The following is a 24,510-nucleotide window of genomic DNA, read 5'->3' as shown; positions in this document are numbered from 1 at the left end:
AGCCGGGAATCCCGACACACAGGACACTCCTGCGGACGAGGCCAACGTCCCCCAGGAGAGTGGAGCTGAGCACGACTCTGCCGAGATCGCGGGCGACCCCGCCAGCGAGGCTTCTTCCTCGGAGGCACAGGATGCTGCTCCGGAGCCCTTTGGAGACGAGACTGGGTCAACGCCGGAGGCGAGCGAACGCACACTTTCCGAAAACGAACACGACCCGGACGCCGACTCTGCGGCGGAGGGCGAAACGGAGCGCACACCTTCCGAGGGTCCGGCCGACACTGGGGCCGAGGCTGGGCAGGGCTCCGGGACTGCCTTTGAGGACAGCGGTAGCTTCTTCCGCGAGCGGGTCGCACGCGCCCTGGCCGACCAGGGTTATGACTTCAAGGAAGACGGTACTTGGGGGGAAAGGGAATCCGACACCGCTGGTTCGGCAGACTCCGAGGCTGACACGTCGGCCCCCGAGGAAACCAGTGCGGCCTCCACCTCCGAAACCGAATCGAGCGAACTGCCAGGCGGCCCGGAGGACAACGAGTCCGAGCTGGACCACGAAGGCACGGATGCTCCTGATGACGGCTTTGCCGAAACGGGGAGCGAAGAGAACGAGGAGATCACCACTGCCTCGTTAGAGACGCCCGCCTCAACGGCCGGCACTTCCGCTTATGAGGCCATTGACCCTACTGGTGTCGAGGGAGAAGCCCCGGCGAAGGAATCTCCACGGGGCAGTGAGCCAGAGGTCAGCGACGACGCGGTCGCCGCCCAGGAACCCGCGGCCGCTGGCAACGACGCAGAACCCGCCAGTACCGCTGCTTTTGGTGCCGTACCTGACGACGAAGAACCCCCCAGTACCGCTGCTTTCGACGCCGTACCTGACGGTGCGGCCGAGCTCGATCCGAATGACGCCACGGCGGACTCCCAGCCCGATGCGCTGCCCGAAGACGCCACCGACACGGTGGCCCCTCTGTCTCCGGAGTCCGCCGCGGGTACCGCTGGGGAGGCCGCGTCCGGGCCGCCGCCGAGCCCGTTCGACATTTCGCGGCAACCGCCAGTCGACCGGTCCGGGGAGAGTCCGGCGAGGCCCTATGCGCCTGGGGGACGCTCCACCGATGCCGCGGACCAGGAGCTGTCCACCGCGGATGCTCCTACCCTTGGTGACCCCGCGGGAGTGGCTGGCGCCGGAACGGGTGAATCCTCCGATACTCCGTACGGCCCCGCCTCCAGCACAGTGGAAACCCCTCAGCCCTCGGGCGGCGGGGATCCGGGCCGCGGTGATGCCGGGGCCGAGAGGGACGGTGGAGCTGCTTCGCCCCCGCTGTCGTCTGGTGTGCCCGCGGGCTCTGCCGCGGACGCCCCTGGACAGGGCGCCCCCGGGCTATCGCCGACCCCTTACAGCGGACCGGAGAGCGCTCCGGACACGCCTGCGGATGGTGTCTCCGCGGCAATGGACGCTGGTGCGGGCGGAGGAGGATACGGCTCGCCGCCGTACCCGGGCGGCGGCCCCGGCGGCCCCGAAGACACGTCCGCCAAGGCCCAGTCCAAAGCTTCCGGGCTGGCCGCCGCGATGCGCGCGAAGCCGGGACGGAAAGGCAAGGGCGCGAAGCCCGCGAAAGCCAAGAAGCCACTCTGGTGGCGGGTGACGCGCGGCACTCTCATCACCGCAGGCATCTTCGTGGTGATCGGGATCGCCGTGTTCGGCGTCGCCTACGCCGTCATCCCGGTTCCCGACGCCGCGAAAGCCGACGCCACCGACCAGGGATCCACCTTCTACTACGCCGACGGTGAGACCGAGTTCGCCGAACGCGGGGTCAACCGGGAGCCGGTAGACGAGGGGGAGGTGCCCGACCATGTCCAGGACGCGGTCACCTCCGCCGAGGACCGCGGATTCTGGACCGAGCCCGGCGTCTCCGTAACCGGCACGATACGCGCCGCGTGGTCCACGCTCACCGGCCAGCAGCTCCAGGGCGGTTCGACCATCACCCAGCAGATGGTGCGCAACTACTACGAGGGCGTCTCCATGGAGCAGACGGTCTCTCGGAAGTTCAAAGAGATCATCATCTCGCTCAAGGTCGACCGGTCCAAACCCAAAGAATGGGTGATGGAGCAGTACCTCAACACCATCTACTTCGGGCGCAACGCCTACGGCATCCAGGCCGCGGCCGAGGCGTACTACCACAAGGATGTCCAGGACCTGGAGCCGGCCGAGGCCGCGTTCCTGGCCGCGGCCATCCAGCAGCCCACCAAGTTCGGGCAGGCGGACAGCGAGACCACGGACGAGATGGAGCAGCGCTGGGAGTTCGTCGTCGAGGGAATGGTGAAGACGGGCGAACTCTCCAAGTCCGATGCCGAGGAACTGGAGTTCCCCGCGCCCAAGGAGGAGATCCCGCAGACCGACCTGAGCGGGTACAAGGGGTACATGGTCCAGCAGTCCATGTCTGAACTGGAGGACCTTGGCTACACCGAGGACAACATCAACCGGGGTGGCTACAAGATCGTCACGACGTTCGACAAGGACCTCATGGATGCGGCCAAGGAAGCCGTGGAGTCCACGATCGACCCCGACAGCCTGCCAGAGGGCGTCCAGGCCGGTCTGACCGCGATCGATCCCTCGACCGGTGAGGTTGTGGCGTTCTACGGCGGCAAGGACTACAACTCGAACCAGTACGACAGCGCCTTCCGAGGGTCCGCCCAAGCGGGTTCGGCCATGAAGCCCTACGTCCTCGCGGCGGCCCTGCGGAACGGCTACAGCCTGAACAGCGTGGTCGACGGCCGCGGACCGCAGTCGATCCACGGTTCGCCGATCCAGAACGCCGGCAACGCCCCGGGCGGTCCGATGAATCTCATCGAGGCGACGCGGGACTCGAACAACACCGGCTACGTGAACCTCGCTATGGAAGTCGGGCTGGAAGAGGTCCAGCAGACTGCCTACGACGTCGGGCTGCCCGAAGGCAGCATCGGTGACGACCAGGTCGTCCCCACACTGGCGCTGGGGATCAACGATGTACGGCCGGTCGACCAGGCCAGCGGGTTCGCCACGTTCGCCAACGGCGGGGAACACATCGAACCGCACGTCGTCCGGGAGATCATCGACCACGAAGGAGAGGACCAGCGCCCCGAGGTCGCCAGCAGTAGACCGCTGAGCAAGGGTGAGGCCGCCGATGTGAGCTACGCGCTGCAGCAGGTTGTCTCCAGTGGTACCGGAACCACGGCCCAGTTGCCCGACGGCCGGCCGGTGGCCGGCAAGACCGGGACCACCGACAACAGCGTCGCCACCTGGTTCGCCGGCTTCACGCCGCAGCTTTCCACCGCCGTTGGCGTCTACAACGGCAACAACCAGCCGTTCAGCGTGCCCGGGTGGGGCTCGTTGTCGGGCGGCACGCTCTCGGCCACTATCTGGCGCAACTTCATGTCCACCGCCATGGAGGGCAAGGAAGTGCAGCAGTTCCCCGATCCCAGCTACGGAGGCTCGACGGAGAACTGGGCGCCCAACGTCCCCACGAGGGAGCCCGAAGAGCCCGAAACCGACCAGCCGGTGGAACCCGAGGAACCCGTCGAGACGGAGGAACCGGAAATCCCCGAGGTTCCCGAGGAACCGGAAATCCCCGAGAATCCCGAGGAACCGCCCGGGACCGAGCCCGGCGATCCAGGTGGGGAGGAGCCGCCACCAGGAGGGGGCGGCACCGAAACGGAGGGCTTCGAGTAGCGGCGTGTGCTTGCGGCGGCGGCCCGGTGGCCGCCGCCGCGGCGTCTTCCCGGATTCTCCGTCAGGGGACGAGCGCGGCGCAGCCGCACGAGGCCGGATACGCGGCGACGACCTCCCCGGGAAGCTCGGTGAACACGTGTTTGCCCGGGGTGGCGCCGGTGAGCGCGTCAGCGGCGAGGATCACGGAGGCCGCCGTCCAGGTGCTGCGCTCCTCTGGCCACCGCACGTCCTCGGCGAACTGGTACCCGGTCCAGTAGGCGCCGTCATCGGGGTCGCGCAGGTGCTGGATGTCCGCCAGGAGCCCGGTGCCCAGCTCGCACTCACCCATCGCGGCCAGTGCCAGCACCAGCTCGGAGGTCTCCGCCCCGGTCACCCATGGCTGGTCGCTGACGCACCGGATGCCCAGACCGGGGTGCACGAACACGTCCCACCGCGCGTCCAGGCGCTGCTTCGCTGCGGAGTCGCGCACGGCGCCGCCGAGGATGGGGTAGTACCAGTCCATCGAATAACGGGAGCGGTCGGCGAACACCGACTCGTGCTCCGCGATGAGATGGCCGAGCTGTGCCGCGGCGAGCTCCCAGTCGGGCTGCGGGCGGCCGAGCCGGTCTCCGAGGGCCACCGCGCAGCGCAGCGCGTGATGGACGCTGGCGCACGCGGTGAGCAGCGCGTGGTCGCCGGGGGTGCCGCTGGGGCTGCGCGCCCACTGGATCTCTCCGCGGTTCGTGCGCAGGCCGAGTACGAACTCGATGGCGCGGTGCACGGTCGGCCACATCCGTTCGGCGAACCAGTCGTCCCCGGTGATCAGCACGTGGTGCCATACGCCGACAGCAGGGTAGGCCGCGTGGTTGGCCTCGCGGGTCGGGTTGGCGACCCGGTCACCCCACAGCTTCGCGGGCCATGAGCCGTCGCTGTCCTGCCGGGAGACCAGCCACAGGTAAGCGCGCCGCGCCGCCTCGGTGTGGCCGGCGACGGACAGCGCCATCGCGCACTCGACGTGGTCCCACACGTCAACGTGGCCACCGGGGAACCACGGGATGGCGCCGCTCGGTTCCTGGGTGTTGAGCAGGTACCCCGCGGACTGGGTGACGTCGTCCGCGCTGAGCACCCCGGGCAACTCCGGGAGCTCCCACCGGCTCATCCGTTATCCCCGCTTCGTGCGGGCTTGCGCACGTAGACGACGACGCTCTTGCCCATAACGGGGTTGAGGGCACGTTCGGCAAGGCGGGTTGGCTTGGGAGCGTGCAGGAGGTCCCACACCAGCATCCGGTGGTAGGCCTTGGCGAGCGGGTGCTCGTCGTGGTCCGGGCCCACGGCGCACTTGATCCACCAGTAGGGCGCGTGTAGCGCGTGGGCGTGGTGGTGCGGGCCGATCTCGAATCCGGTCGCCTTGAGCTTGGCCGCGAGCTCGGCGCGGGTGTAGATGCGGACATGCCCGCCTTCGGCCGTGTGGTAGTCCTCCGAGAGCGCCCAGCACAGCCGCTCGGGCAACCAGCTCGGCACGGTCACGGCGGCGATTCCGCCGGGCCGCAGGACGCGGTACATCTCGGCCATGGCCGCGGTGTCGTGCGGGAGGTGCTCGAAGATCTCGGCGGCGATCACCCGGTCGAAGGACGAATCGTCGAACGGCATGTCGAGCGCGTCGCCCTTGACGGTGTCGGCGTCGGCGCCCGCGGGCGCCTCGCCCTCCGTGCGCATCGCGCTGAGCATGGCCGCGACGGCGGCGAGGTCGTTCTCGTTCTGGTCGAAGGCGACCACGTCGGCGCCGCGGCGGTAGACCTCGAAGGCGTGCCGGCCGTTGCCGCAGCCGAGATCCAGGACGTGGTTCCCCGGTCCGACGGGGAGCAGGGTGAAGTCAACGGTGATCAGCGGTGGCTCCTCGGGGGTTGGGCCGGCCTTACAGCCGGGCGCTACGGTCAGCAGGGCTGGCGGCTACCTGGCCGATCGCCTCGGCGTAGCGGCGGGCGGTCGCTTCGGCGACCGCCCGCCAGGTGAACCGCTCCTGGACCCGTTGCCAGGCGGCCGCGCCCATACGGGCCCGTTCCGCGGGGTCGTCCAGGAGGCCGGCAATGGCCGTCGCCAGTTCCTCGGGGTCGCCCGGGGGTACGAGCAGGCCCGCGTCGCCGTCGTCCCCGACGACCTCGGGGAGTGCTCCCGCGTAACTCGCGACCAACGGGGTCCCGCAGGCCATGGCCTCGACAGCGGGGAGGGAGAAGCCCTCGTAGAACGATGGGACGACCGCCACCTCTGCCCCCGCCAGGAGCCGGCCGAGAGCGGCGTCGTCCATGCCGCTTGCGAAGGTGACCCGATCGCGCAGGCACAGCTCATCGACCAGCCGGTCCGTCGGGCCGCCGGGCTTGGGCTTGCTGACAATGGTCAGCGAGACGTCGCGTTCGGTGGCGAGCTTGGCCGTGGCGCGCAGCAGTGTCGCGATGCCCTTCATCGGGCTGTCGGCGCTCGCCACGCACACGAGCCGGCCGGGGGTCCGCGCGACGTCCGGGTGCGGATGGTAGGTACGGGGGTCCACGCCGAGCGGGACGACATCCAGCGCTGATCGCGGCGTGCCGAACTCCCGGACGATGTCGTGCGCCGACGAGTGCGATGGCACCAGGATCGGCCGCAGCCGGCGGGCGATCCGGCCCTGCATCCCTACGAAGCTGTACCAGCGGCGCTTGGAGATCCGCTGCCACCCCGTGGCCTGTTCCAGCTCGATACGCCGGTCGACGGTGATGGGGTGGTGGATCGTGGTCACCAGCGGGAATCCGCGATCGCGGACGCCGAGCAGGCCGTAGCCCAGCGTCTGGTTGTCGTGGACGACGTCGAACTCGGCCCGCCGCTCGCGCAGTTCGCGCCGCACCCGCAGCGAGAAGGTGAGGGGTTCGGGGAAGCCCGCCGTCCACATCGTCGCGACTTCGAGGACGTCGATCCAGTCGCGCCACTGGGTGATCGGAGGGGTCTTGAACGGGGCGGCGTCGTTGTACAGGTCGAGGCTGGGGATCTTCTCCAGGTGCACGCCCTCGTCGAGGACCGGGTAGGGCTGGCCGGAGAACACGGTGACACGGTGCCCGAGCGCCGCCAGCTCGCGTGAGAGGTGGCGGACGTAGATGCCCTGTCCGCCGCAGTGGGGTTTGCTGCGGTAGGAGAGCAGAGCAACGCGCAAGGAGTGGCGGTCAGGTTGCGGCATATGTGTGACCCATCGGCTGATGAGGGGAGATGAGTGGAAATCGGGTCGGGCGGGCACGCCGTATCGGTGCGCGAAGCGGCATCCGGTGGCGCTGTCGCCGGCGGGGCACTACATCACCTCGTTCGTAGCTCGCAGCGACCACTCCGCTGTTCACGGGGCTGGAATGAGCGGGGCCAACCGCGCGACGGTGCGCGGGGAGCGAAGACGCCTAGCCTGACCCGTACGCGCTCTTATGTTACTCACCAGTTCAAAAGGGAGTGGTAACCGGTTCGGGAAGCGGTACCCGGATCCTATGTGTGGGGGGATCCGGCACGGACCGGAGGAGTGTGGAGCCGCCGCTCGCCTGGTCTGCGCGGCCGGCGGTTACCGCACGGCGGCCGATCCGGCGGTGGAGCGCCAACGCAGCGCCGCGGGTGCCGCCGTGCCGGTGCCGCCGTCCGTGCCGGTGGAGCACACCGCCAGTCCGCGGCGCTCCAGCAGGCGCAGGTGGGCGGCCGTCTCCGAAGCCGCCATACGGCGGGTGGCGGTGCGCATCTGCGTCCAGTCCCTGCGCCATTCGAGGATGGTGGAGAGCTCCCACAGCGTCGCGGGTTCGGGCCCGAGGGCGGCCGCGAGCTGGTCCAGGCGTTCCTCGTGGTGCGCGATGATCTCGCTCGTCCGGCCCGCGAGATCGGAGAACCGCCGCTCGTGTGCCGGCAGCGCCTCGGCCGCTCCGAGCTCGTTGATCTGGCTGAGCGAGTCGAGGAACCGGCCGAGAGGGTCGTGGTCCTCGTCGAGAGGATAGAGACCCACGTGCGGGGTGATCCGCGGCAGGATGTGGTCCCCGGTGAACAGGTGCCCGCTGTCCTCCAGATGCAGGCAGATGTGCCCGGGTGAGTGGCCGGGCGTCCAGAGCACGCGCAGTTTGCGGTCGGGTAGGTCCACCAGCTCGCCGTGGGAGAGCTCGCGGTCGGCCCGGATGTGTGTGTCGAACGGAGGGCTGGCGGTCTCGTGCGCCTCGATCTCCGTGGCCGGGGCGCCGGCACGTTGCAACTGGGTGACCTCGAACTCGCGCCGATCCGTGCGGCGTTGGTCGGTGATCCGGCGCAGCATGGCCGCATCGGCCTGGTGGATCGCGATCCACCCGCCCGATGCGGCGCGCAGCCGCTCGGCCAGCCCGGAGTGATCGGGGTGGAAGTGTGTGAGGACCGCGCCGCGCACGTCGGTGATGGCCACGCCGATCTGGTCGAGGCCGGCGGTGAGCGCGTTCCACCCTTCGTCGCTGGGCCATCCGGTGTCCACGAGAATGGGCCCGTCCGCGCTCTCGACCAGGTATGTCAGGGTGTAGCCAAGGGGATTGTCGGGGATCGGGACCGGCAGGCTCCATATGCCGCTGCCCAGAGCCTCCACCGATGGCATATCGCGCATATGTACGACCTCCTCAACTACCCGGAACCGAATCGCGCTCTAGAATACGTTCCGGACAGCTGGGGAGCGGCAATGGGGCGCCCCAATGCGGGCAGACCATGCCTCACGGCGCCTCGGTTGGGAACGGGGGGTGCGGCTGCGGCCAGTACGGTTGCGGTGCGCCGGTCCACTACTATTAGTGATTACGCAGTAGCAGTGAGATTGCATGATTTTTAGAACTGATTCTAGATGGCGGCGCCGCAACTAGCGCGAGACACGGACGCAGAACGACTTCCGCGACGTCAACATCGTGTAATGAGGTCGGTTGCACAGTAGTGTGACGCTGCTTTCGTGGGCACCCCTTGGATAACGTGTTCTCATAAGGCGTTCGCCGCGCAAGGGGTTTGCCGCGCGAGTGGGGCGCGGTCTGGTGGTTCCGGGGCCACCGGGTCAACAACGGGCAGCACCCCAGGGCGGATGATGACGATGGGAGACACCGTGGCGGTCCAGGCGCCGATCGGAATGCGGTCACGAAGCCAAAGCCAGCGCCGCAAACGGATCGTGCAGACAGCGGCGGCCCTGGCGCTGCGCGGCGGGGTGGAGGCCATGCAGATGCGGACCGTGGCCGAACGCGCCGGTGTCGCACTGGGCACGCTCTACCGGTACTTCCCCTCGAAGATGGAGCTCGTGGTGGCCGTGGTCACCGAGGAGCTCGACCTGCTGGAGCGGAGCATCGTCCGGCGTCCGCCGAGCGCCGAGACCGCGTCCGGGCGCACGGTTGACGTGCTCATGCGTGCCACGCGCGGGTTGATGCGGGAGCCGGAGCTCGCCGACGCCCTGGTCCGCTCGCTGGTCATGGCCGAGGTCAAGGGGGAGCTCGGGAAGCGGGTGACCGACCTGCTGTGGTCCGTCGCCACCCGCGCACTTCCGGTGGTGGAGGACGAGGAGCAGTCGGAGCCCGACCGCGAAAGCGACGAGTACGTGCTCGTCAGTTCGCTGGCGAGTATCTGGTTCTTCGAGGTGCTGGAGATTCTCAAGGGGCAGCGCGACATCGAGGAGGCCCGCCGCCGTTTGGAGATCGCGGCCGAGCCGTTGCTCGCCGGTTTCTGATCTCCGCTGGCCGGCGGGACCCACCGGTGCGCGCACGCGCCCTCACGTACCGGGTGCCGCGCCCGGCACGGCCCACGCGAGGGGCACGTGGTTAGCCATCCGGGTTGAGGAGGCCGTCGAACAGCCGGGAAATGGGACCCTTGGCGGCCTCGGAGTCATCTTCGGACTCGGCGTCCTCGCTGTCGTCGTCCGAGGACTCGTCCTCGGAGCCCGCCGCATCGGCCTCGCCGGGCTCCTCCCCCGCCGCGGCGTCCGGGGATTCGCTGGGTTCCTGTGCCGAAGCATCGGGGGCCGCGCTGGCGCTGTTGTCCGGATCGGGAGAGGACGCGTTCTCCCTCCCGGGCTCTCCGGGCGCATTGCCGGCGTCGCCTTCCTGCCCTGGCGGTGCGGAATTCGCGCCGCCTTCGGGCGGGGCGTCGCCCGGGGGAGTACTGGGGTTGCCCGTGCCTTCGGCTGCGGGCTGCTGGTTGGCGTAGTTGGGCGGGTCGGAGGAGTTGGTTTCCTCGGGATCTCCGGCCGCGAGAAGCGCGGCCCCCCAGAGGGCCAGCGCGACCCCGACCGTGGCCAATCCGGATGTGGCCGAGACCGGCCAGCGATACCGGCGGGCGCGGTGGTGGCCGCGTCGCCGGCCGCCTTTCCTGCTCTGCGTCCCGTCCGCTTGTGTCGGGCCGGAGGCCTGCTCGCTCTCGGTGGTACCGCCAGTGCCGGTGGGCGCATCGGCCGCGGTGGCCGGGGCGGATGCGGCGATGGCGGTCTCCTCGCCGCCATCGGCGGACGCGGTCGGGGCGGTGCTGGTGAGTTCGTGGTCGTGGCCCTCGCCGGGGAGCTCGGAGCGGTCCCTATGCAACGGGAAACCATCGGCGCCCATAGGCGTCATCGTGGCACCGATCCGCGCGCGCTCCTCGGCCATCGCGGGGTCGGCGCAGGCGTGGATTGTCCGCTCGCGTAGCTCCTCGGGCGGTGCGGGCGGTTCGAGTAGTGCCAGGACCTCGCTGACGCTGGAGTGGTCAGCGCGGATGTGGTGGTCGACCCCGGTGTCGTCCTCCGGGAATTCCGCACAGACGTTGGCCGCGCGGCGAACCGCGGCGCGGCACAGTTCGCTGGTGATTTCGGGGTCGAGCCCGTGGATCCGCGCGATCTGCGACGGGGCGAGGTTGTGCCGCAGGTACAGCTCCAGAAGCTCGCTGTGGCTCGGTGGCAGCCGCAGCGCCATCTCCACCACCGGCCGCTCGGCGGGTTCCGTGGCGAGTTGGGCGTAAGGCGTCTCGGAGCTGAAGCCGCGCCGCTGGCACGCGCTCCGGGCGAGCGCGAAGAGCCACGTACGCAGGTCGGAGTGGTCGTCGAGCTGGTCGAGTAGTTGCACTGCCGCCAGCACGGCTTCGTACACGGCTTCGCTGGCAACATCGGTGCCAACCAGGGACCAGCAGTACCGGTAGAGCTGCGACGCGTAGGCGTTGTAGAGGCGCTCGTATCCCTCGCCTTGACGCAGTTGCGCGACCAGCCCAGCGCCGGCGCGGGCGGGTTGGGGTCCGCCGTCCGGATCCGTCGCCACGAGTCCTCCCGAACGTCCCGTCATGAGACCCGGATCCGGCCTTTGGCCGGATCCGGGGTGAAAAGCCAGAGTTGTCCGATGACGGTAGCGACTGCTGTGGCGCCCGGCAAGGTGTAGTGGTATGGAGAAGTTCCCGTTACCTGAAGGTGAGGCTGTGGCTCGATATTCGGGGTGTTACACTCCCCAACGCATCGCGTTGGTCACTCACCGCCGCGCGACGGGCTCCCGATCTCGACCATGCGCTCCACCGACTTCCGGGCCCGCGCGGCCATGTCCTCGGGGACGGTGATCTCCGCCGTCCCGGTTCGCAGCGCGTTCAGCAGCTTGTCGGCAGTGATCATCTTCATGTAGTGGCACTCGGCGCGTGAGTTGACCGGCTCGAACTCGGTGGTCGTGTTGGCGCCGCGCAGTTGGTGCAGCATGCCGGTCTCGGTGGCGATGAGGACCTTGTCGGCCGTCGACTCCTTGGCGGCTGAGAGCATGCCGCCGGTTGAGAGCACCCGCACCCGCTCCTCCGGGACGGTGCCCGCCCCCACCAGATACAGGGCTGACGTCGAGCAGCCGCACTCCGGGTGCACGTAGAGCTCGGCATCGGGTTCAGCGGCAACGCGTTCGCGCAGGGTCCCGCCGTCGATGCCCGCGTGCACGTGGCACTCCCCCATCCAGATGTGGATGTTGTCGCGCCCGGTGATGCGCTTGACGTGCGCGCCGAGGAACTGGTCCGGCAGGAACAGGATGTCGGTGTCCTCGGGAACCGACCGGACGACATCGGCCGCGTTGGAGGAGGTGCAGCAGATGTCGGTCTCGGCCTTTACCGCCGCTGTGGTGTTGACATAGGCGACGACAACAGCGCCCGGGTGCTCGGCGCGCCACGCGCGCACGTCCTCGGCCGTGATCGTGTCGGCGAGGGAACAGCCGGCTCTGGGATCCGGGATCAGTACGGTCTTCTCCGGGGAGAGGATCTTGGCCGTCTCCGCCATGAAGTGCACGCCGCAGAAGACGATCGTGCTCGCCTCCACGGTGCTCGCCAGGCGCGACAGACCGAGCGAGTCCCCGGTGTGGTCGGCGACGTCCTGGATCTCAGGGCGCTGGTAGTTGTGCGCGAGGATGACGGCGTCACGCTCGCGTGCCAGGCGGCGGACCTCGGCGGCCCATTCGTGCCGCGTCATGGAGTCCGCTGAGGTGACCGTTGGCATGTCCTACTTCTTTCTCCGTGTGTGGCCGGTCGGCGGGAAAGACCACCGGCGGCCTGTGTACGGCGTGACGATATGGCCACAAGCGGTTTTGGACTTATAGGCGAAAACTGGTTTCAGCCTAACATGGGAAAACTCAGGAGGGACAGGGGTAGCGATCGACGACGTCAGTGAGCAGTTGGTGCACGAGACCAAGGCCGGGCCGCCGGCACCCGTCGCCGCACACGAAGTGCTGGCCGTTATCTTCCAGATTCGCCAGCGGCGGCTGAGTGTGCTGCTCTGGCGGCGTGCCCGCCCGCCGTACGAGGGGATGTGGGTGCTCCCGGGCGGGCGGATCGGCGCCACCGAAGGGCTCGACGAATCCATCCGGCGCCAGCTCGCCCAGAAAGTGGATGTGTGCGACCTCACCCACCTCGAACAGCTTGAGACCCGCGGCGACCCCGGCCGGCACCCCAACGGCCGCACCCTCGCCACCTCCTACCTCGGCCTGGTGCCCGCCGGCACCGACCCCGCCACCCCCGAGGACACCACCTGGCATCCGGCCTCCGACCTTCCACCCATGGGCTTCGACCACGCCGCGATGGTGCACGCGGGGCGCCGGAGGCTGCGGGCCAAGCTCTCCTACACCAACATCGGCTTCGCGCTGGCGCCCCGGGAGTTCACCATGTCCGAGCTGTCCGGGTACTACAGCGCCGCGCTCGGGCACGACGTCGCCGCCACCAACCTGCGCCGGGTCCTGCTGCGGCGCGGCCAGATCGAGGAGACGGGAGAGTCGGTTCCTTCGGGACGCTCCGGCGGGCGCCCGGCCGCGCTCTTCCGGTTCCGAGCGCGGGAACTGGAGATCACCGACGCGTTCGCGGTGCTGCGCCCGCCATCGCGGGAGTGAGTCTCGCCGCCGTCGGGTGCGGGTGTCGCGCGCCCGCGCGGCCGGGCACTTCACCTGTGTTAACGTCCGTTTCGTGACGATTCGTAGTGTGGTGTTCGACGTTGGCGAGACCCTGGTCGACGAAACGCGCATCTTCACGCGCTGGGCCGACCGGCTCGGGATCCCGCGGCTGACCTTCTTCGGGATCATCGGGGGCGTACTCGCCGAGGGGCGCGAGCTGACCGACGCCTTCACCACCGTCAGGCCCGGCTTCGACCTGGCCACCGAGTCTGCCGCGTGGCGCACCGAGGAGCCCGGGTCACGCCGGGAGCACTTCGGTCCCGAGGACCTGTACTCCGACGTCCGCCCCGCCCTGGACGCGTTGCGCGACGCCGGGCTCGGGGTGCTGATCGCCGGCAACCAGCCGTCCGAGGCGGGCCGGGAACTGCTGGCCATGGATCTGCCCGTTGACGGCGTCCACGTCTCCGAGGACTGGGGCGTGGCCAAGCCCGATCCCGCGTTCTTCGAGCGCGTGCGGGCCACGGCGGGCGTGCCGGCCGGGGAGATCCTCTACGTCGGCGACCGGCTGGACAACGACGTCGACCCGGCAAAGGCCGCGGGCATGCGGGCGGCGCTGGTGCGGCGCGGGATACTGGGCTACCTGCACGCGGAACGTTCCGGTGCCGAACGCGCCGACGTGGTTATCGACAACCTCACTGAGCTGCCAGCATGGATCAAGGACAGCGCCTGAGCCCCAGGCCGGCCCCGGGGCCGGGGACCGGCGGTACGGTCCACCCGCCGCCGGACCCACCACGGCGGGCGCCGTTCGGCTGCCGTTGAGTGTGCCACCCGGACGCCGCGGCCAGCGTGCCCCGTGAGGGCTCCCGGGTTGCCGGCGCTCGCCGCCGACTCCACGAGTAAAGAAGGTACGTCATGCGCATCCCGATCCGGCTCACGGCCGCGGGCGTTCCCATCCTGCTGGTGCTGAGCGCCTGCATGGGCACCGACTCCCTTGGCGGCGAGGAAGAGGGCGGCTCCGGGGGCGACCGCTCCAGGGTCGTGGTCGGCTCGACCGGCACCCCCGAAAGCGCCCTGCTCGCCGAGATCTACGCCCAGGCCATCGAGGCCACGGGGGAACGCGTGCGTACCGACCACGGCATCGGGAGCCGGGAGGACTATTTCAGAGAGGTCGAGCGCGGCCGCCTCACCCTGGTACCCGAGTACAACGGCGCCGTTCTGGCGCACCTCGATCCGGAGTCCGAGCCAGCGGACACCGAGCGCACCGACGAGCGGGTGAACGAGGAACTTCCGGTGGGCATGGAGATCCTCGGCTCCACGCCGGCGGAGAGCGTCACCGCGGTCACCGTCACCCGCGCCACCGCCGAACGCGACGACCTGGCCAGTATCGCCGACCTGAGCGGTGTCGCCGGCGACCTGGTGTTCGGCGGGCAGCCCGAGTTCGAGAGCGGCCCGAGAGGGCTGGCCGGCCTGGAGGAACGCTACGACCTGGCGTTCGCCGAGTACCGCCCGATGGGTGCGCGCGAGGTTCCGGAGGCGCTCGCCGCGGACGACATCCAGGCGGCACCCATCCGCACCGCGGACGCGGCCATCGCCGAGCACGACCTGGTTCCCCTGGAGGACCCCGAGGACCACTTCGGCGCCGGCAACATGGTCCCGCTGGTGCACGGTGACAGCGTCGACGGCCCGGCGCGCGAGGCGCTCGACGCCGCCTCCGCTGAGCTGGACAGCACCGAGGATCTCCGCGAGCTCAACGAGCAGGTCGGCTCCGGCGGGGAGGCACCCGACGCCGTGGCCGCCGACTGGCTGGAGTCGGCGGGTCTCGACTAGGGCTGCGCGGTGGGCGGATGGCCGGAGGTGGCGGTCTTCGGTACTGGCGGCGGGTGGTGGTGCGCCCGACGAGAGCAGCGATAGCAGCGGATTGGCCAGCCCTCAGTAATCGCCCCTGGTGCCCGGTGGTGGTGCGCCCGACGTGGGCGGCGAGGACGGCGCAGGGCTCCGAGGGCGTTGCCTGGTTTCGCCCGGCGTGGGGCTTGGGATCTCCGCTGCCCGCCTGCGTGTGTCCGCTACGTCCGATTTTGGCGCCGATCTTGAGGAAATCGTTCCTTCAAAGCGCTTTGAAGGAACGATTTCCTCAAGATCGGCACCCAGACCGTTCACAATCCGGACATAGCGGGCGCGCGGAGGCTCGCGCGGCACCGAAACCGACCGTGCGGACAGATTCGGCGCCGAGACCGTCCCCACAGACACTCTCGGCGCGACCCCGCACCGAGAACCACACCACAGACACCCCCACTGGCCCCCACCACCAGCCGCCGCCCCCGTTACACGCCCCACCGCCGGGCACCCGCACCGATCACCGGGGGCCGGCCCATCCGCGGCCTTCGATGCCCCGTCGGACACCGCACCACGCGCCACCGCAGCGATGAACGTCACACCCGGACCCCGGCGCCCGCACCGCCCCTGTCGCGGGCAGGACCACGCGCATGCGCCACCGGGCCGTACCCGACCTCCATGGCCGGGACACCTGGATCAGCGGGTGGGGTTACCCCAGGCCGCGGTACCGCCCCCCGTAGCGGACCAGGGGCGCCATCTCCGCTGGCAGGCCACCCACCGGGGGCAGGGACGTCACCTCGGCGAGGTAGACGTTGTGGTCGCCGGCGGGAACGCACCGCACCACCGAGCACTCCATGGCCGCGATCGCGCCGTCGAGGATCAACGCGCCCGTGTGCTCGCCCCGATGGTGCGGCTCCCCGGCCACCAACAGCCGGGCGCTGGGGCGCCCCTCGGCGGCGAACCGTCCGGCTATGGCTCGCTGCTGGTGGCTGAGCACGTTGACGGCGAAGCGCCCTTGCGTGTCGATGACCTCGCAGAGATAGCTGGTGTTGACCATGCAGATCATGATCATCGGCGGTTCGGCGGAAACCGAGGAGAACGCGTTCACCGTGCTGCCGACATCGTCCAGCTCGTCGTTCACCGTCACCACGGTCACCCCGGTGGCGAACCGGCCCATTGTCTCGGTGAACTCCGCGAGGACGAACCCCGCCGGGTCGCGTGGCGATCCGGCGCTCATCGGATCTCCCAGGTTCCCGGCATGGACATCGGCCCGCCGGCCGGCAGTCCCAGCCTGGCCGAGAGCCCCGCGAGCGGTCCCCACGCGTCGAACTGGACCCGTGCGGCCGCGGTGCGGTCCTCGCTGGACTCCGCGGGCCTCATCCGTTCGAGCGGGTGCATCTGCGGGTACGGGCGCACACTCGCGCTGACGGGCAGCCCGGCTTTCTCCCGCGCCATCCGCACGGCGGTGTCCAGGCCGCCGAGCTGGTCGACGAGGCCGCCTTCGCGGGCGTCACTGCCGGTCCACACCCGCCCGCGCGCCAGATCGTGCACCTGCTCGCGCGTCATGCCGCGCGCCTCGGCGACCTTGCTCGTGAAGTCGTCGTAGACGTGGTCGAGCATCGCGTCGATGCGCTGCCACTCGGAGTCGCTGAACTGGCGGTCGCTGTTGAACATGGCCGAGTGCTCGCCGCTGTCGACGGACTCCGTGTTGATCCCGAGCTTGCCGAGCAGGCCGGCCAGGACCGCCTTGCCCATGTACACCCCGATGGATCCGGTGAGCGTTCCCGGGTGGGCGACGATCGCGTCCGCGCCAAGCGTGATGTAGTACCCGCCGGACCCGGCGACGTCGCCCATCGTCGCGATCACCGGTGTGCCGGCCTCGCTGGTCAGCTGAACCTCGCGGCGGATGATGTCGGAGGCCACCGGCGAACCGCCGCGGCTGTCCACCCGGAAGACGACCGCGCGCACGCGCGGGTCGCGCCGGGCCGCGCGGAACGCCGCCGCCAGGGTGTCGGAGCCGATCACCGGCCCGCCGATCGGGGCGCGGCGGCTGCGTCCGGTGATAATCATGCCGGTGGCGGGGATGAGTCCGATGTAGTCCTCGCGCTGCGCGGAGGGAACCCGGGCGGCCAAGGCGTGGCGGCGCTGGTAGCGGGAGACGAACTGCAGGTGCGGCGTGTCCCCGCCGCTCTCCGGAGTGCGGAACCGGTTGAGCAGGTCGGTGTAGACCTCGTCGCGGTACGCCAGCCGGTCGACCAGCCCTTCGGACAGCGCCTCGGTGGCGAGGAACGGCCCGCGGTCCGTGAGCGCGCGGACCTGCTCGGGGGTCAACCCGCGCCGTTCCGCGATGCCCTGGGTGATCTGCTCGTTGAGGGACTCGACGATGCGCCCTGTGGCCTCGCGGTGCGGCTCGGTGAGCCCGCGCTCGGTGAACGTGTTGACGGCGGTCTTGTACTCGTGCCGCGCGCCGACCTCGTATTGCACCCCGATCTTGTCGACGGTGTCGCGGAGGAACGTCGCGCTGACGCTGACCCCGGTGAGGCCGAGCGTTCCAGTCGGCAGCAGGGCGATCTCGTCGAACGCCGTGGCAAGGTAGTAGGGCACCGTGCCGGGGCCGACCTCGCCGAAGGACTCGCTGTAGGCGACCGCGGGCTTGCCCGCCGCGCGGAACGCGGCGATAGTCCGGCGCAGCTCCTGCACCTGTGCGAATCCCAAGGGCTTGCCGTCGATCCGGGCGATCAGGCCGCGGACCCGCGGATCCTGCGCGCCGCGGCGGATGCCCTCGACGATGTCCGGGAGACGCTGCCGGCGTTTGGCTATGAGCTGGGAGACGGGGTCGGCGAGGGAGTCGTCGGACAGCCCTTCGGTGAGGTCGAGCTCCAGGATCACGGAGGTGCCCCGCCGGTGGCGGAGCTGGGACAGTGGCTCAATGAGCTTCGCGGCATCCACCATGCCCTCAGGCTAGTCCCCCGTGAACGGAACAGGGGATGGCACGCGCGGCCCGGATCGCCCGCTATCGTCTATGAGGTTCGATTCTCAGTCGCAGGAGGGAATCGCATGTCTGGCACGACCGACCGCACCCGGTTCGCACCGGGAACGTGGGTCCTACGGGGCGCGGCATTCGCGGCCCTGATGCTTATCGCGTCCGGGTGCGGGGGCGGCTCCGGTGGGGACGGCCCCGAGGAGACCTACAGCGGAGCGGTGCCCGCGGTGGAGCCATCAGCGCCCGACGATCTGGTCCCCGTTGAGGTCGCGGGGGTGAAGATCGGCGCGCCCGAGGACTGGGAGGTCGACAAGGACGGCGGGCTGTGCATGCGCCCGCCGAACCAGGACGAGTGCGGCTACGGGGCGATCCAGGTGTGGCCGAAGGCCGCCGAGAACAACCCGAAGAAGTGGCCGAAGAAAGACGCGGCCTACAACAAGCCGGACGGCTGGGCCACCGAGCCCACCGAGTGCCGCAGCCTGAGCACCGTCGATGACACCAGTGTCGGGGTCAAGGAAGCCCGCCAGGAGGACGCCGGGGACGAGGAAGGCCTGGTCCAGCACGCCGACGGACTCAAGTCGCACCACCGGAAGTGGATCGTGACCTGCGAGAACGACGACACCTTCGAGGTTCGGTTGTGGTACCTGCCCCAGTCGGACGTCGCCGTCTACGCGGGTGCGGTGGACGCACGCTACTCGGCCACGTACGACGCGGTCGCCGAGTCGATGGACGTCACCGAGTACAACTCGTGACCCGCTCGGTCCCCAGGGGGCGAGTTCGCAGGTAGAGCCACCCCACTGGCCGCGTGCCGGCCCGCCGGGGTGAAGGCACAGCGTGTGAGAACCATTGGGCGCGGGGTAGCGTCAGAACCCTGTAGCGACCGGGACGGTCGTGCCGTGGGAGCCCCCCATCAGCAAGACACCCCCCCACCCCTGGAGCGTCCAACATGCCCGCCCCTTTCCCCCTGAAGGATGACGACCCGGCCGAGATCAGGGGACTTCGCCTGCTCGGCCGTCTGGGAGCGGGTGGTCAGGGAACGGTGTACCTCGCGGAGCCGGTGCGGGGCGGGGCCCGCGTCGCCCTCAAGTGCCTGAGTTCCGAAGCACTGGAGGACCCGCGCGTGCGGCAGCGGTTCGTGCGTGAGGCGGAAGCGGCTCGGCAGGTCGCGTCGTTCTGTACCGCGGCGGTGCTGGCGGCCGACTTTGACGCGGAATCGCCCTACATTGTCAGTGAGTATGTCGAGGGCCGGTCGCTGTCCCAGCGCATCCGCCAGGACGGGCCGATGGCGGCCGGAGATCTTGGCCGCCTGGCGGTGGCCACGGCCACGGCGCTGGTGGCGATCCATGAGGCCGGTATCGTGCATCGCGATTTCAAGCCCGGCAACGTCCTTTTCGGTGACGGCGGGGCGCGGGTGATCGACTTCGGGATCGCCCAGATCACCGAAGGCGCGGGCACTTTGACCAATTCCACGATCGGAACGCCGGCGTTCATGGCGCCCGAGCAGATCGCCCATGGCAATGCCACGCCCGCCTCCGACATGTTCGCCTGGGGCGCGGTCATGGCCTTCGCGGCCACCGGTGCTTCGCCGTTCGACGGTGGCACGGTTCCCAACGTGCTGCACAACGTGTTGCACACCGACCCCGACCTGAGGGCGCTTCCCGACGAGCTGCGTCCGCTGGTCGCGGCGGCCCTGGCCAAGGACCCCGCCGTGCGCCCCGCTGCGGTGGACGTGCTGATGACGCTGTTGGGCCGCCAGGGCCGCCCCACCGACGCCGCCGGCCTCAACCAGGCGATACGTGAGGCGCACACCGCCGTGGTCGACGGTGGGGGTGGAGCCCCAACCGCGGGGTACGGGCCGCCCACGCGGACCACAGCTCCGGGCGCGGTTCCCTCCAGTCGACCGAAACGGTCGCGCCGCTGGCTCATCGGTGTCGGCGCGGTGCTGGCCGCCGTCGCGCTTCTGGGGGCGGGCATGCTACTCGACGACGTCCTGGCGCCGAACGCGGGCGATGGCGCCAACGAAGGTGCGGAAAGCGGGGACGAAGGAGACGGGGGAGACGGAGGGGACGGAGGGGACGGAGGGGACAACGGGAGCCTCGCGGAGGGCGTCGCGTTCTCCGAGGAGGAGGCCGGATCATGGGAGGGCACCTCCGACTCCGGCATCCCTTTCGAGGCGGAAACCGAGGCCGGGAAACCAGCCGCCCCCCTCGACGCACCCGAGGACGACTCCTGTTCCACCGATATCAGGCTGATCGAAAGCACCGAAGACGGCTACCGGGCCAACATCTCGTTCAGCGGAAGGGAAGAGACCCCCTTCCGCTGCGTGAGCAACGATACTCACATGGAGTGGAGCACTGAGGTGGATCTGGCTGTCGAAGGCAACGCCATGACCATCGACTTCTACCAGGAGAACTCGCTGACTGGAGAGAGGATGAACGTCGAGTCCACACTCGTGCTCTCGCGAATCGGCTGACCTCCTCGGAACGTGTCCCGGCGCGCCGGCCAGGTCCGGTGGCCCGGCCTCCGGAGCGGAGGACGGGCCACGCCGTTTCTCACTCCCGCTTCAGCCACACGGTGGCCAGTGGTGGGAAGGTCACCAGTCCCGAGGCCGGTTGGCCGTGGGCCGATCCGCCGGGGTGAAGGCACAGCGTGTGAGAACCATTGGGCGCGGGGTAGCGTCAGAACCCGGTAGCGACCGAAACCGCCGTGTCGTGGGAATCCCATCAGCAAGGCACCCCCCACCCCCTGGAGCACCCGACATGCCTGAATCCGCGCCCCTGACCGACGACGACCCGGCCGAGATCGGCGGATACCGGCTGCTCGGCCGCCTCGGGGCGGGTGGCCAGGGAACCGTCTACCTCGCAGAACCGGCCCAGGGCGGGGACCGCGTCGCCGTCAAGAGCCTCAGCGCTGAGGCCCTGGACGATTCCCGAGTGCGGCAGCGGTTCGTGCGTGAGGCGGAAGCGGCTCGGCAGGTCGCGTCGTTCTGTACCGCGGCGGTGCTGGCGGCCGACTTTGACGCGGAATCGCCCTACATTGTCAGTGAGTATGTCGAGGGCCGGTCGCTGTCCCAGCGCATCCGCCAGGACGGGCCGATGGCGGCCGGAGATCTTGGCCGCCTGGCGGTGGCCACGGCCACGGCGCTGGTGGCGATCCATGAGGCCGGTATCGTGCATCGCGATTTCAAGCCCGGCAACGTCCTTTTCGGTGACGGCGGGGCGCGGGTGATCGACTTCGGGATCGCCCAGATCACCGAAGGCGCGGGCACTTTGACCAATTCCACGATCGGAACGCCGGCGTTCATGGCGCCCGAGCAGATCGCCCATGGCAATGCCACGCCCGCCTCCGACATGTTCGCCTGGGGCGCGGTCATGGCCTTCGCGGCCACCGGTGCTTCGCCGTTCGACGGTGGCACGGTTCCCAACGTGCTGCACAACGTGTTGCACACCGACCCCGACCTGAGGGCGCTTCCCGACGAGCTGCGTCCGCTGGTCGCGGCGGCCCTGGCCAAGGACCCCGCCGTGCGCCCCGCTGCGGTGGACGTGCTGATGACGCTGTTGGGCCGCCAGGGCCGCCCCACCGACGCCGCCGGCCTCAACCAGGCAATGCACGAGGCCCGCACCGCTGTACTCGACGACACCGGCGCGTCCACCGTCGCCAATGGGCCGCCCACGGGCACCATGACGCCCGCCACAGACGCCTCCGACCCGCGCAGGCAAGGCAAACGCCCGCCACGCTGGCTCCTGGGCGCCGGCGCCGTGGTAGCCGTTATCGCCCTTCTGGGGGCGGGCGCGCTGCTAAGTAGCGTCCTGCGGCCAGGCGGTACCCCAAACGGTGCAGAAAGTCCAGGCACCCGGGACGGTGCAGAAAGTCCAGGCACCCAGGACGGTGCAGAAAGTCCAGGCGGCAACGGCCGCGAGAACCCGGCCTCGGAAGAGGATACCGACGACCCGTCCTCGGACCGCAGCGAGGATGCCGCCTCTGCGGACTATCGGTTCTCCGAGGAGGAAGCCGGGGCATGGGAAGGTGTCGCCGACTCCGGGAACGTCTTCGAGGTGCACATCGAGGCCGGGGCGCAAACCGCCGCCCTCGAAGCCCTCGACAACGACACATGCTCGGCCGAAATCAGGCTGCTCGAAAGCACCGAAGACGGCTACCGGGCCAACATCCCGCTCAGCGGTGGGCTCGAGCCCAATCGCTGCGTGGACAACACAGAGTTCTGGCCCATCATCGACGAGGCAGAGCTGACCGTCGACGGGGACACCATGACCATCGGCTTCTTCGAAGAGGACGAGGAATCCGAACCCAGGTCGACACTCGAGCTCTCCCGAACCGGTTGACCTCCTTGGAAGGTGTCCTGGTGCCCCGCCGGGGCGCCGGCCGGAGCCGGTGGCCCGGCCTCCGGAGCGGAGGACGGGCCACGCCGTTTCTCACCCCCGCTTCAGCCACACGGTGGCCAGTGGTGGGAAGGTCACCAGTCCCGAGGCCGGCTGTCCGTTCCACGGTGTGGTGGTGGCCCTGACCCGCGTGCGGGTGCCGTATCCGCTTCCGTTGTAGGCCCCGGCGTCGGTGTTGAGGACCTCGTGCCAGGTGCCGGTGGCGGGCAGCCCCACCCGGTGGTCGCGGTGCGGTTCGGGGGAGAAGTTGACCAGGCAGGCCAGGACGGAACCGTCGTCGCCGTGGCGCAGGAACGACAGCGTGTTGCCCTGGGCGTCGCCACCGTCGAGCCAGGTGAACCCGGCCGGGTCGGAGTCGAGGGACCAGAGCGCGGGGGTGTCGCGGTACACCCGGTTGAGGTTGGCGACCAGCGACCGCACCCCGACGTGGTAGGCGTGGTCCAGCAGCCACCACTGCACCCCGCCCTCGTGCGACCACTCGTCGCCGTGCCCGAACTCGCTTCCCATGAACAGCAACTGCTTGCCGGGGTGCGCCCACATGAAGCCGAGGAGGGCCCGCAGCCCCGCGAACCGGCGCCACTCGTCGCCGGGCATCTTGTTCAGCAGCGACCCTTTGCCGTGCACGACCTCGTCGTGGGACAGCGGGAGCACGTAGTTCTCGCTGTAGGCGTACACCATCGCGAACGTGACTTCGTTGTGGTGGTACTGCCGGTGGACCGGGTCGCGCTTGAGGTACTCCAGGGTGTCGTGCATCCACCCCATGTTCCATTTGAAGCCGAACCCGAGCCCGTCGTGCTCGGTGGGGCGGGAAACCCCGGGCCAGGCCGTGGACTCCTCGGCGACCATGGTGATGCCCGGGTTGCGCCGGTACGCGGTCGCGTTCAGCTCTTTGAGCAGCCCCAGGGCGTCCTGGTTCTCCCGCCCTCCTTCGGCGTTAGGCGCCCAGTCGCCTCCCTCGCGGGAGTAGTCCAGGTAGATCATCGACGCCACGGCGTCGACCCGCAGGCCGTCGATGTGGAACTCCTCCAGCCAGTACAGCGCGCTGGCGATGAGGAAGTTGCGTACCTCGGTCCGGCCGTAGTCGAAGATCAGTGTGTCCCAGTCGGGGTGTTCCCCGCGCCGCGGGTCGGGGTGCTCGTAGGTGGGCGAGCCGTCGAACCACGCGAGGGCCCACTCGTCCTTCGGGAAGTGCGCGGGCACCCAGTCGAGCAGCACGCCGATGTCCGCCTGGTGCAGCTCGTCGACGAGGTGCCGGAAGTCGTCGGGCGAGCCGAACCGGGCCGTGGGCGCGAAGTAGGAGGTGACCTGGTAGCCCCACGAGCCGCCGAAGGGGTGCTCGGCCACCGGCAGGAACTCGACGTGGGTGAACCCCATCTCGCGCACGTAGTCGACCAACTGGGTGGCCAGCTCGCGGTAGCCCAGCCCCGGTCGCCAGGATCCCAGGTGGACCTCGTAGACACTCATCGGCTCGGTGGTCCAGTCCCGGGTCTTGCGTTCGGACAGCCAGGCGTCGTCGCGCCACTGGTAGTTCGAGGTGTACACGAGGGAGGCGGTGTCCGGCGGCACCTGGGCGGCGAAGGCCAGCGGGTCGGCCTTGTCGCGCCACACGCCGTCGCGTCCGAGGATCCGGTACTTGTACTGCGCACCGTCTCCGACGCCCGGGACGAACAGCTCCCAGACGCCGGTAGCGCCGAGCGAGCGCATGGGGTGCGCCCTACCGTCCCAGTGGTTGAAGTCGCCGACGAGGCGCACCCCGCGCGCGCCCGGCGCCCACACGGCGAAGGACGTGCCGGTCGCGGTGCCCCTGGCCGGGCCGCGGGTGTGCGCTCCGAGGGCCCGCCACAGCTCCTCGTGGCGGCCCTCGCCGATGAGGTGCAGGTCGAGTTCGCCGAGGGTGGGCGGGTGCCGGTAGGGGTCGTCCATCGTGATCTCGCCGGCGTCGGGGTAGTGCACGGCGAGCCGGTAGTCGGGCGCGCCGGGCTCGGGGTGGGCGAGTGTCGTCGCGAACACTCCCTTGTGAATGTGGTCCAGCTCGACGCGCTGCCCGTCGGGCAGCACCGCGTGTACCGAGGTCGCCGTCGGGTGCAGCGCGCGCAGGGTCAGCCCGTCTGCGCCGGGGTGGGCACCGAGGACAGCGTGCGGATCGTGGTGCTCACCGGCGACGAGTCGGTCGATCTCGCGGGTGAGGGAGGTGGCCGCGGTGGCGGCCGGGGCGGGTGCGTTGTCGGGTGGGTTCACGCCGGCGTCATCTCCAAGGCTCGTCGTGGGTCCGCTGCGGGAGTCTCCACGGTC

Annotated in this window: 17 protein-coding genes; 8 read left to right on the top strand and 9 right to left on the bottom strand. The window is 69.8% G+C overall.

Annotated features, from left to right (window positions below; genetic code table 11):
* The first annotated feature begins 1,438 nt into the window (after window positions 1–1,438).
* A complete protein-coding gene (locus tag F4561_RS22010) occupies window positions 1,439–3,697 on the top strand; it encodes a transglycosylase domain-containing protein (RefSeq protein ID WP_184581250.1) in 2,259 nt (752 codons plus the stop codon).
* A 61-nt stretch (window positions 3,698–3,758) separates the two neighbouring features.
* On the opposite strand, the gene F4561_RS22005 is transcribed toward F4561_RS22010, so the two are convergent.
* The 4 genes from F4561_RS22005 to F4561_RS21990 form a co-directional block, all read right to left on the bottom strand.
* Window positions 3,759–4,835 (bottom strand): prenyltransferase/squalene oxidase repeat-containing protein, encoded by a 1,077-nt coding sequence (locus F4561_RS22005; RefSeq protein ID WP_184581249.1) that lies wholly within the window; start codon window positions 4,833–4,835, stop codon window positions 3,759–3,761.
* On the bottom strand, window positions 4,832–5,563 hold the full coding sequence (locus F4561_RS22000) for a class I SAM-dependent methyltransferase (RefSeq protein ID WP_184584003.1): 732 nt from the start codon (window positions 5,561–5,563) through the stop codon (window positions 4,832–4,834). The genes F4561_RS22005 and F4561_RS22000 overlap by 4 nt, the downstream gene beginning before the upstream one ends.
* Before the next feature lie 28 nt (window positions 5,564–5,591).
* Entirely contained in the window at window positions 5,592–6,878 is a 1,287-nt protein-coding gene (locus tag F4561_RS21995; protein WP_184581248.1) for a glycosyltransferase family 4 protein, read from the bottom strand.
* A gap of 363 nt (window positions 6,879–7,241) precedes the next feature.
* The gene (locus F4561_RS21990; RefSeq protein ID WP_184581247.1) at window positions 7,242–8,285 is read right to left on the bottom strand and encodes an MBL fold metallo-hydrolase; all 1,044 of its coding nucleotides are present in this window, start codon (window positions 8,283–8,285) and stop codon (window positions 7,242–7,244) included.
* Window positions 8,286–8,762: 477 nt separating this feature from the next.
* Here F4561_RS21990 and F4561_RS21985 point away from each other — a divergent pair, with 477 nt between their 5' ends.
* Window positions 8,763–9,374: a TetR family transcriptional regulator gene (locus tag F4561_RS21985; RefSeq protein WP_184584001.1), complete on the top strand. Its 612-nt coding sequence runs from the start codon at window positions 8,763–8,765 to the stop codon at window positions 9,372–9,374.
* A 91-nt stretch (window positions 9,375–9,465) separates the two neighbouring features.
* On the opposite strand, the gene F4561_RS21980 is transcribed toward F4561_RS21985, so the two are convergent.
* Together F4561_RS21980 and nadA are read right to left on the bottom strand one after the other, a co-directional pair.
* Complete coding sequence (locus F4561_RS21980) at window positions 9,466–10,926, bottom strand: sigma factor (protein WP_184581246.1); 1,461 nt, start codon at window positions 10,924–10,926, stop codon at window positions 9,466–9,468.
* A gap of 200 nt (window positions 10,927–11,126) precedes the next feature.
* Window positions 11,127–12,122, bottom strand: a complete 996-nt coding sequence (nadA, locus tag F4561_RS21975; RefSeq protein ID WP_184581245.1) for a quinolinate synthase NadA — start codon at window positions 12,120–12,122, stop codon at window positions 11,127–11,129.
* A 178-nt stretch (window positions 12,123–12,300) separates the two neighbouring features.
* On the opposite strand from nadA, the gene F4561_RS21970 reads away from it, so the two are divergent.
* From F4561_RS21970 to F4561_RS21960, 3 genes are all read left to right on the top strand, one after another.
* Window positions 12,301–13,005: an NUDIX hydrolase gene (locus tag F4561_RS21970; protein WP_312885436.1), complete on the top strand. Its 705-nt coding sequence runs from the start codon at window positions 12,301–12,303 to the stop codon at window positions 13,003–13,005.
* A gap of 73 nt (window positions 13,006–13,078) precedes the next feature.
* Window positions 13,079–13,735 carry an HAD family hydrolase gene (locus tag F4561_RS21965; protein ID WP_312885434.1) on the top strand — a complete coding sequence of 219 codons (657 nt, stop codon included), beginning with the start codon at window positions 13,079–13,081 and terminating at the stop codon, window positions 13,733–13,735.
* Between the two features lie 182 nt (window positions 13,736–13,917).
* On the top strand, window positions 13,918–14,832 hold the full coding sequence (locus tag F4561_RS21960; protein ID WP_184581244.1) for an ABC transporter substrate-binding protein: 915 nt from the start codon (window positions 13,918–13,920) through the stop codon (window positions 14,830–14,832).
* Between the two features lie 715 nt (window positions 14,833–15,547).
* On the opposite strand, the gene F4561_RS21955 is transcribed toward F4561_RS21960, so the two are convergent.
* Window positions 15,548–16,075, bottom strand: a complete 528-nt coding sequence (locus F4561_RS21955; RefSeq protein WP_184581243.1) for a flavin reductase family protein — start codon at window positions 16,073–16,075, stop codon at window positions 15,548–15,550.
* Complete coding sequence (gene sppA / locus F4561_RS21950) at window positions 16,072–17,790, bottom strand: signal peptide peptidase SppA (RefSeq protein WP_184581242.1); 1,719 nt, start codon at window positions 17,788–17,790, stop codon at window positions 16,072–16,074. The genes F4561_RS21955 and sppA overlap by 4 nt, the downstream gene beginning before the upstream one ends.
* A 105-nt stretch (window positions 17,791–17,895) precedes the next feature.
* On the opposite strand from sppA, the gene F4561_RS21945 reads away from it, so the two are divergent.
* The 3 genes from F4561_RS21945 (at window position 17,896) to F4561_RS21935 (ending at window position 22,161) form a co-directional block, all read left to right on the top strand.
* Complete coding sequence (locus F4561_RS21945; RefSeq protein WP_246437256.1) at window positions 17,896–18,573, top strand: hypothetical protein; 678 nt, start codon at window positions 17,896–17,898, stop codon at window positions 18,571–18,573.
* A gap of 194 nt (window positions 18,574–18,767) precedes the next feature.
* Window positions 18,768–20,294, top strand: a complete 1,527-nt coding sequence (locus tag F4561_RS21940) for a serine/threonine-protein kinase (protein WP_184581241.1) — start codon at window positions 18,768–18,770, stop codon at window positions 20,292–20,294.
* Between the two features lie 286 nt (window positions 20,295–20,580).
* Window positions 20,581–22,161, top strand: coding sequence for a serine/threonine-protein kinase (locus F4561_RS21935; RefSeq protein WP_184581240.1), 1,581 nt, complete (start codon window positions 20,581–20,583; stop codon window positions 22,159–22,161).
* A 90-nt stretch (window positions 22,162–22,251) separates the two neighbouring features.
* Here F4561_RS21935 and glgB read toward each other — a convergent pair whose 3' ends face one another.
* Window positions 22,252–24,456 carry a 1,4-alpha-glucan branching protein GlgB gene (glgB, locus tag F4561_RS21930; RefSeq protein WP_184581239.1) on the bottom strand — a complete coding sequence of 735 codons (2,205 nt, stop codon included), beginning with the start codon at window positions 24,454–24,456 and terminating at the stop codon, window positions 22,252–22,254.
* Between the last annotated feature and the right edge of the window lie 54 nt (window positions 24,457–24,510).

It is taken from the genome of Lipingzhangella halophila, from assembly GCF_014203805.1.
Lineage (GTDB): Bacteria > Actinomycetota > Actinomycetes > Streptosporangiales > Streptosporangiaceae > Lipingzhangella > Lipingzhangella halophila.
The sequence above is the reverse complement of the archived record's forward strand: the minus strand, read 5'-3'. Positions and strand labels throughout refer to the sequence as shown.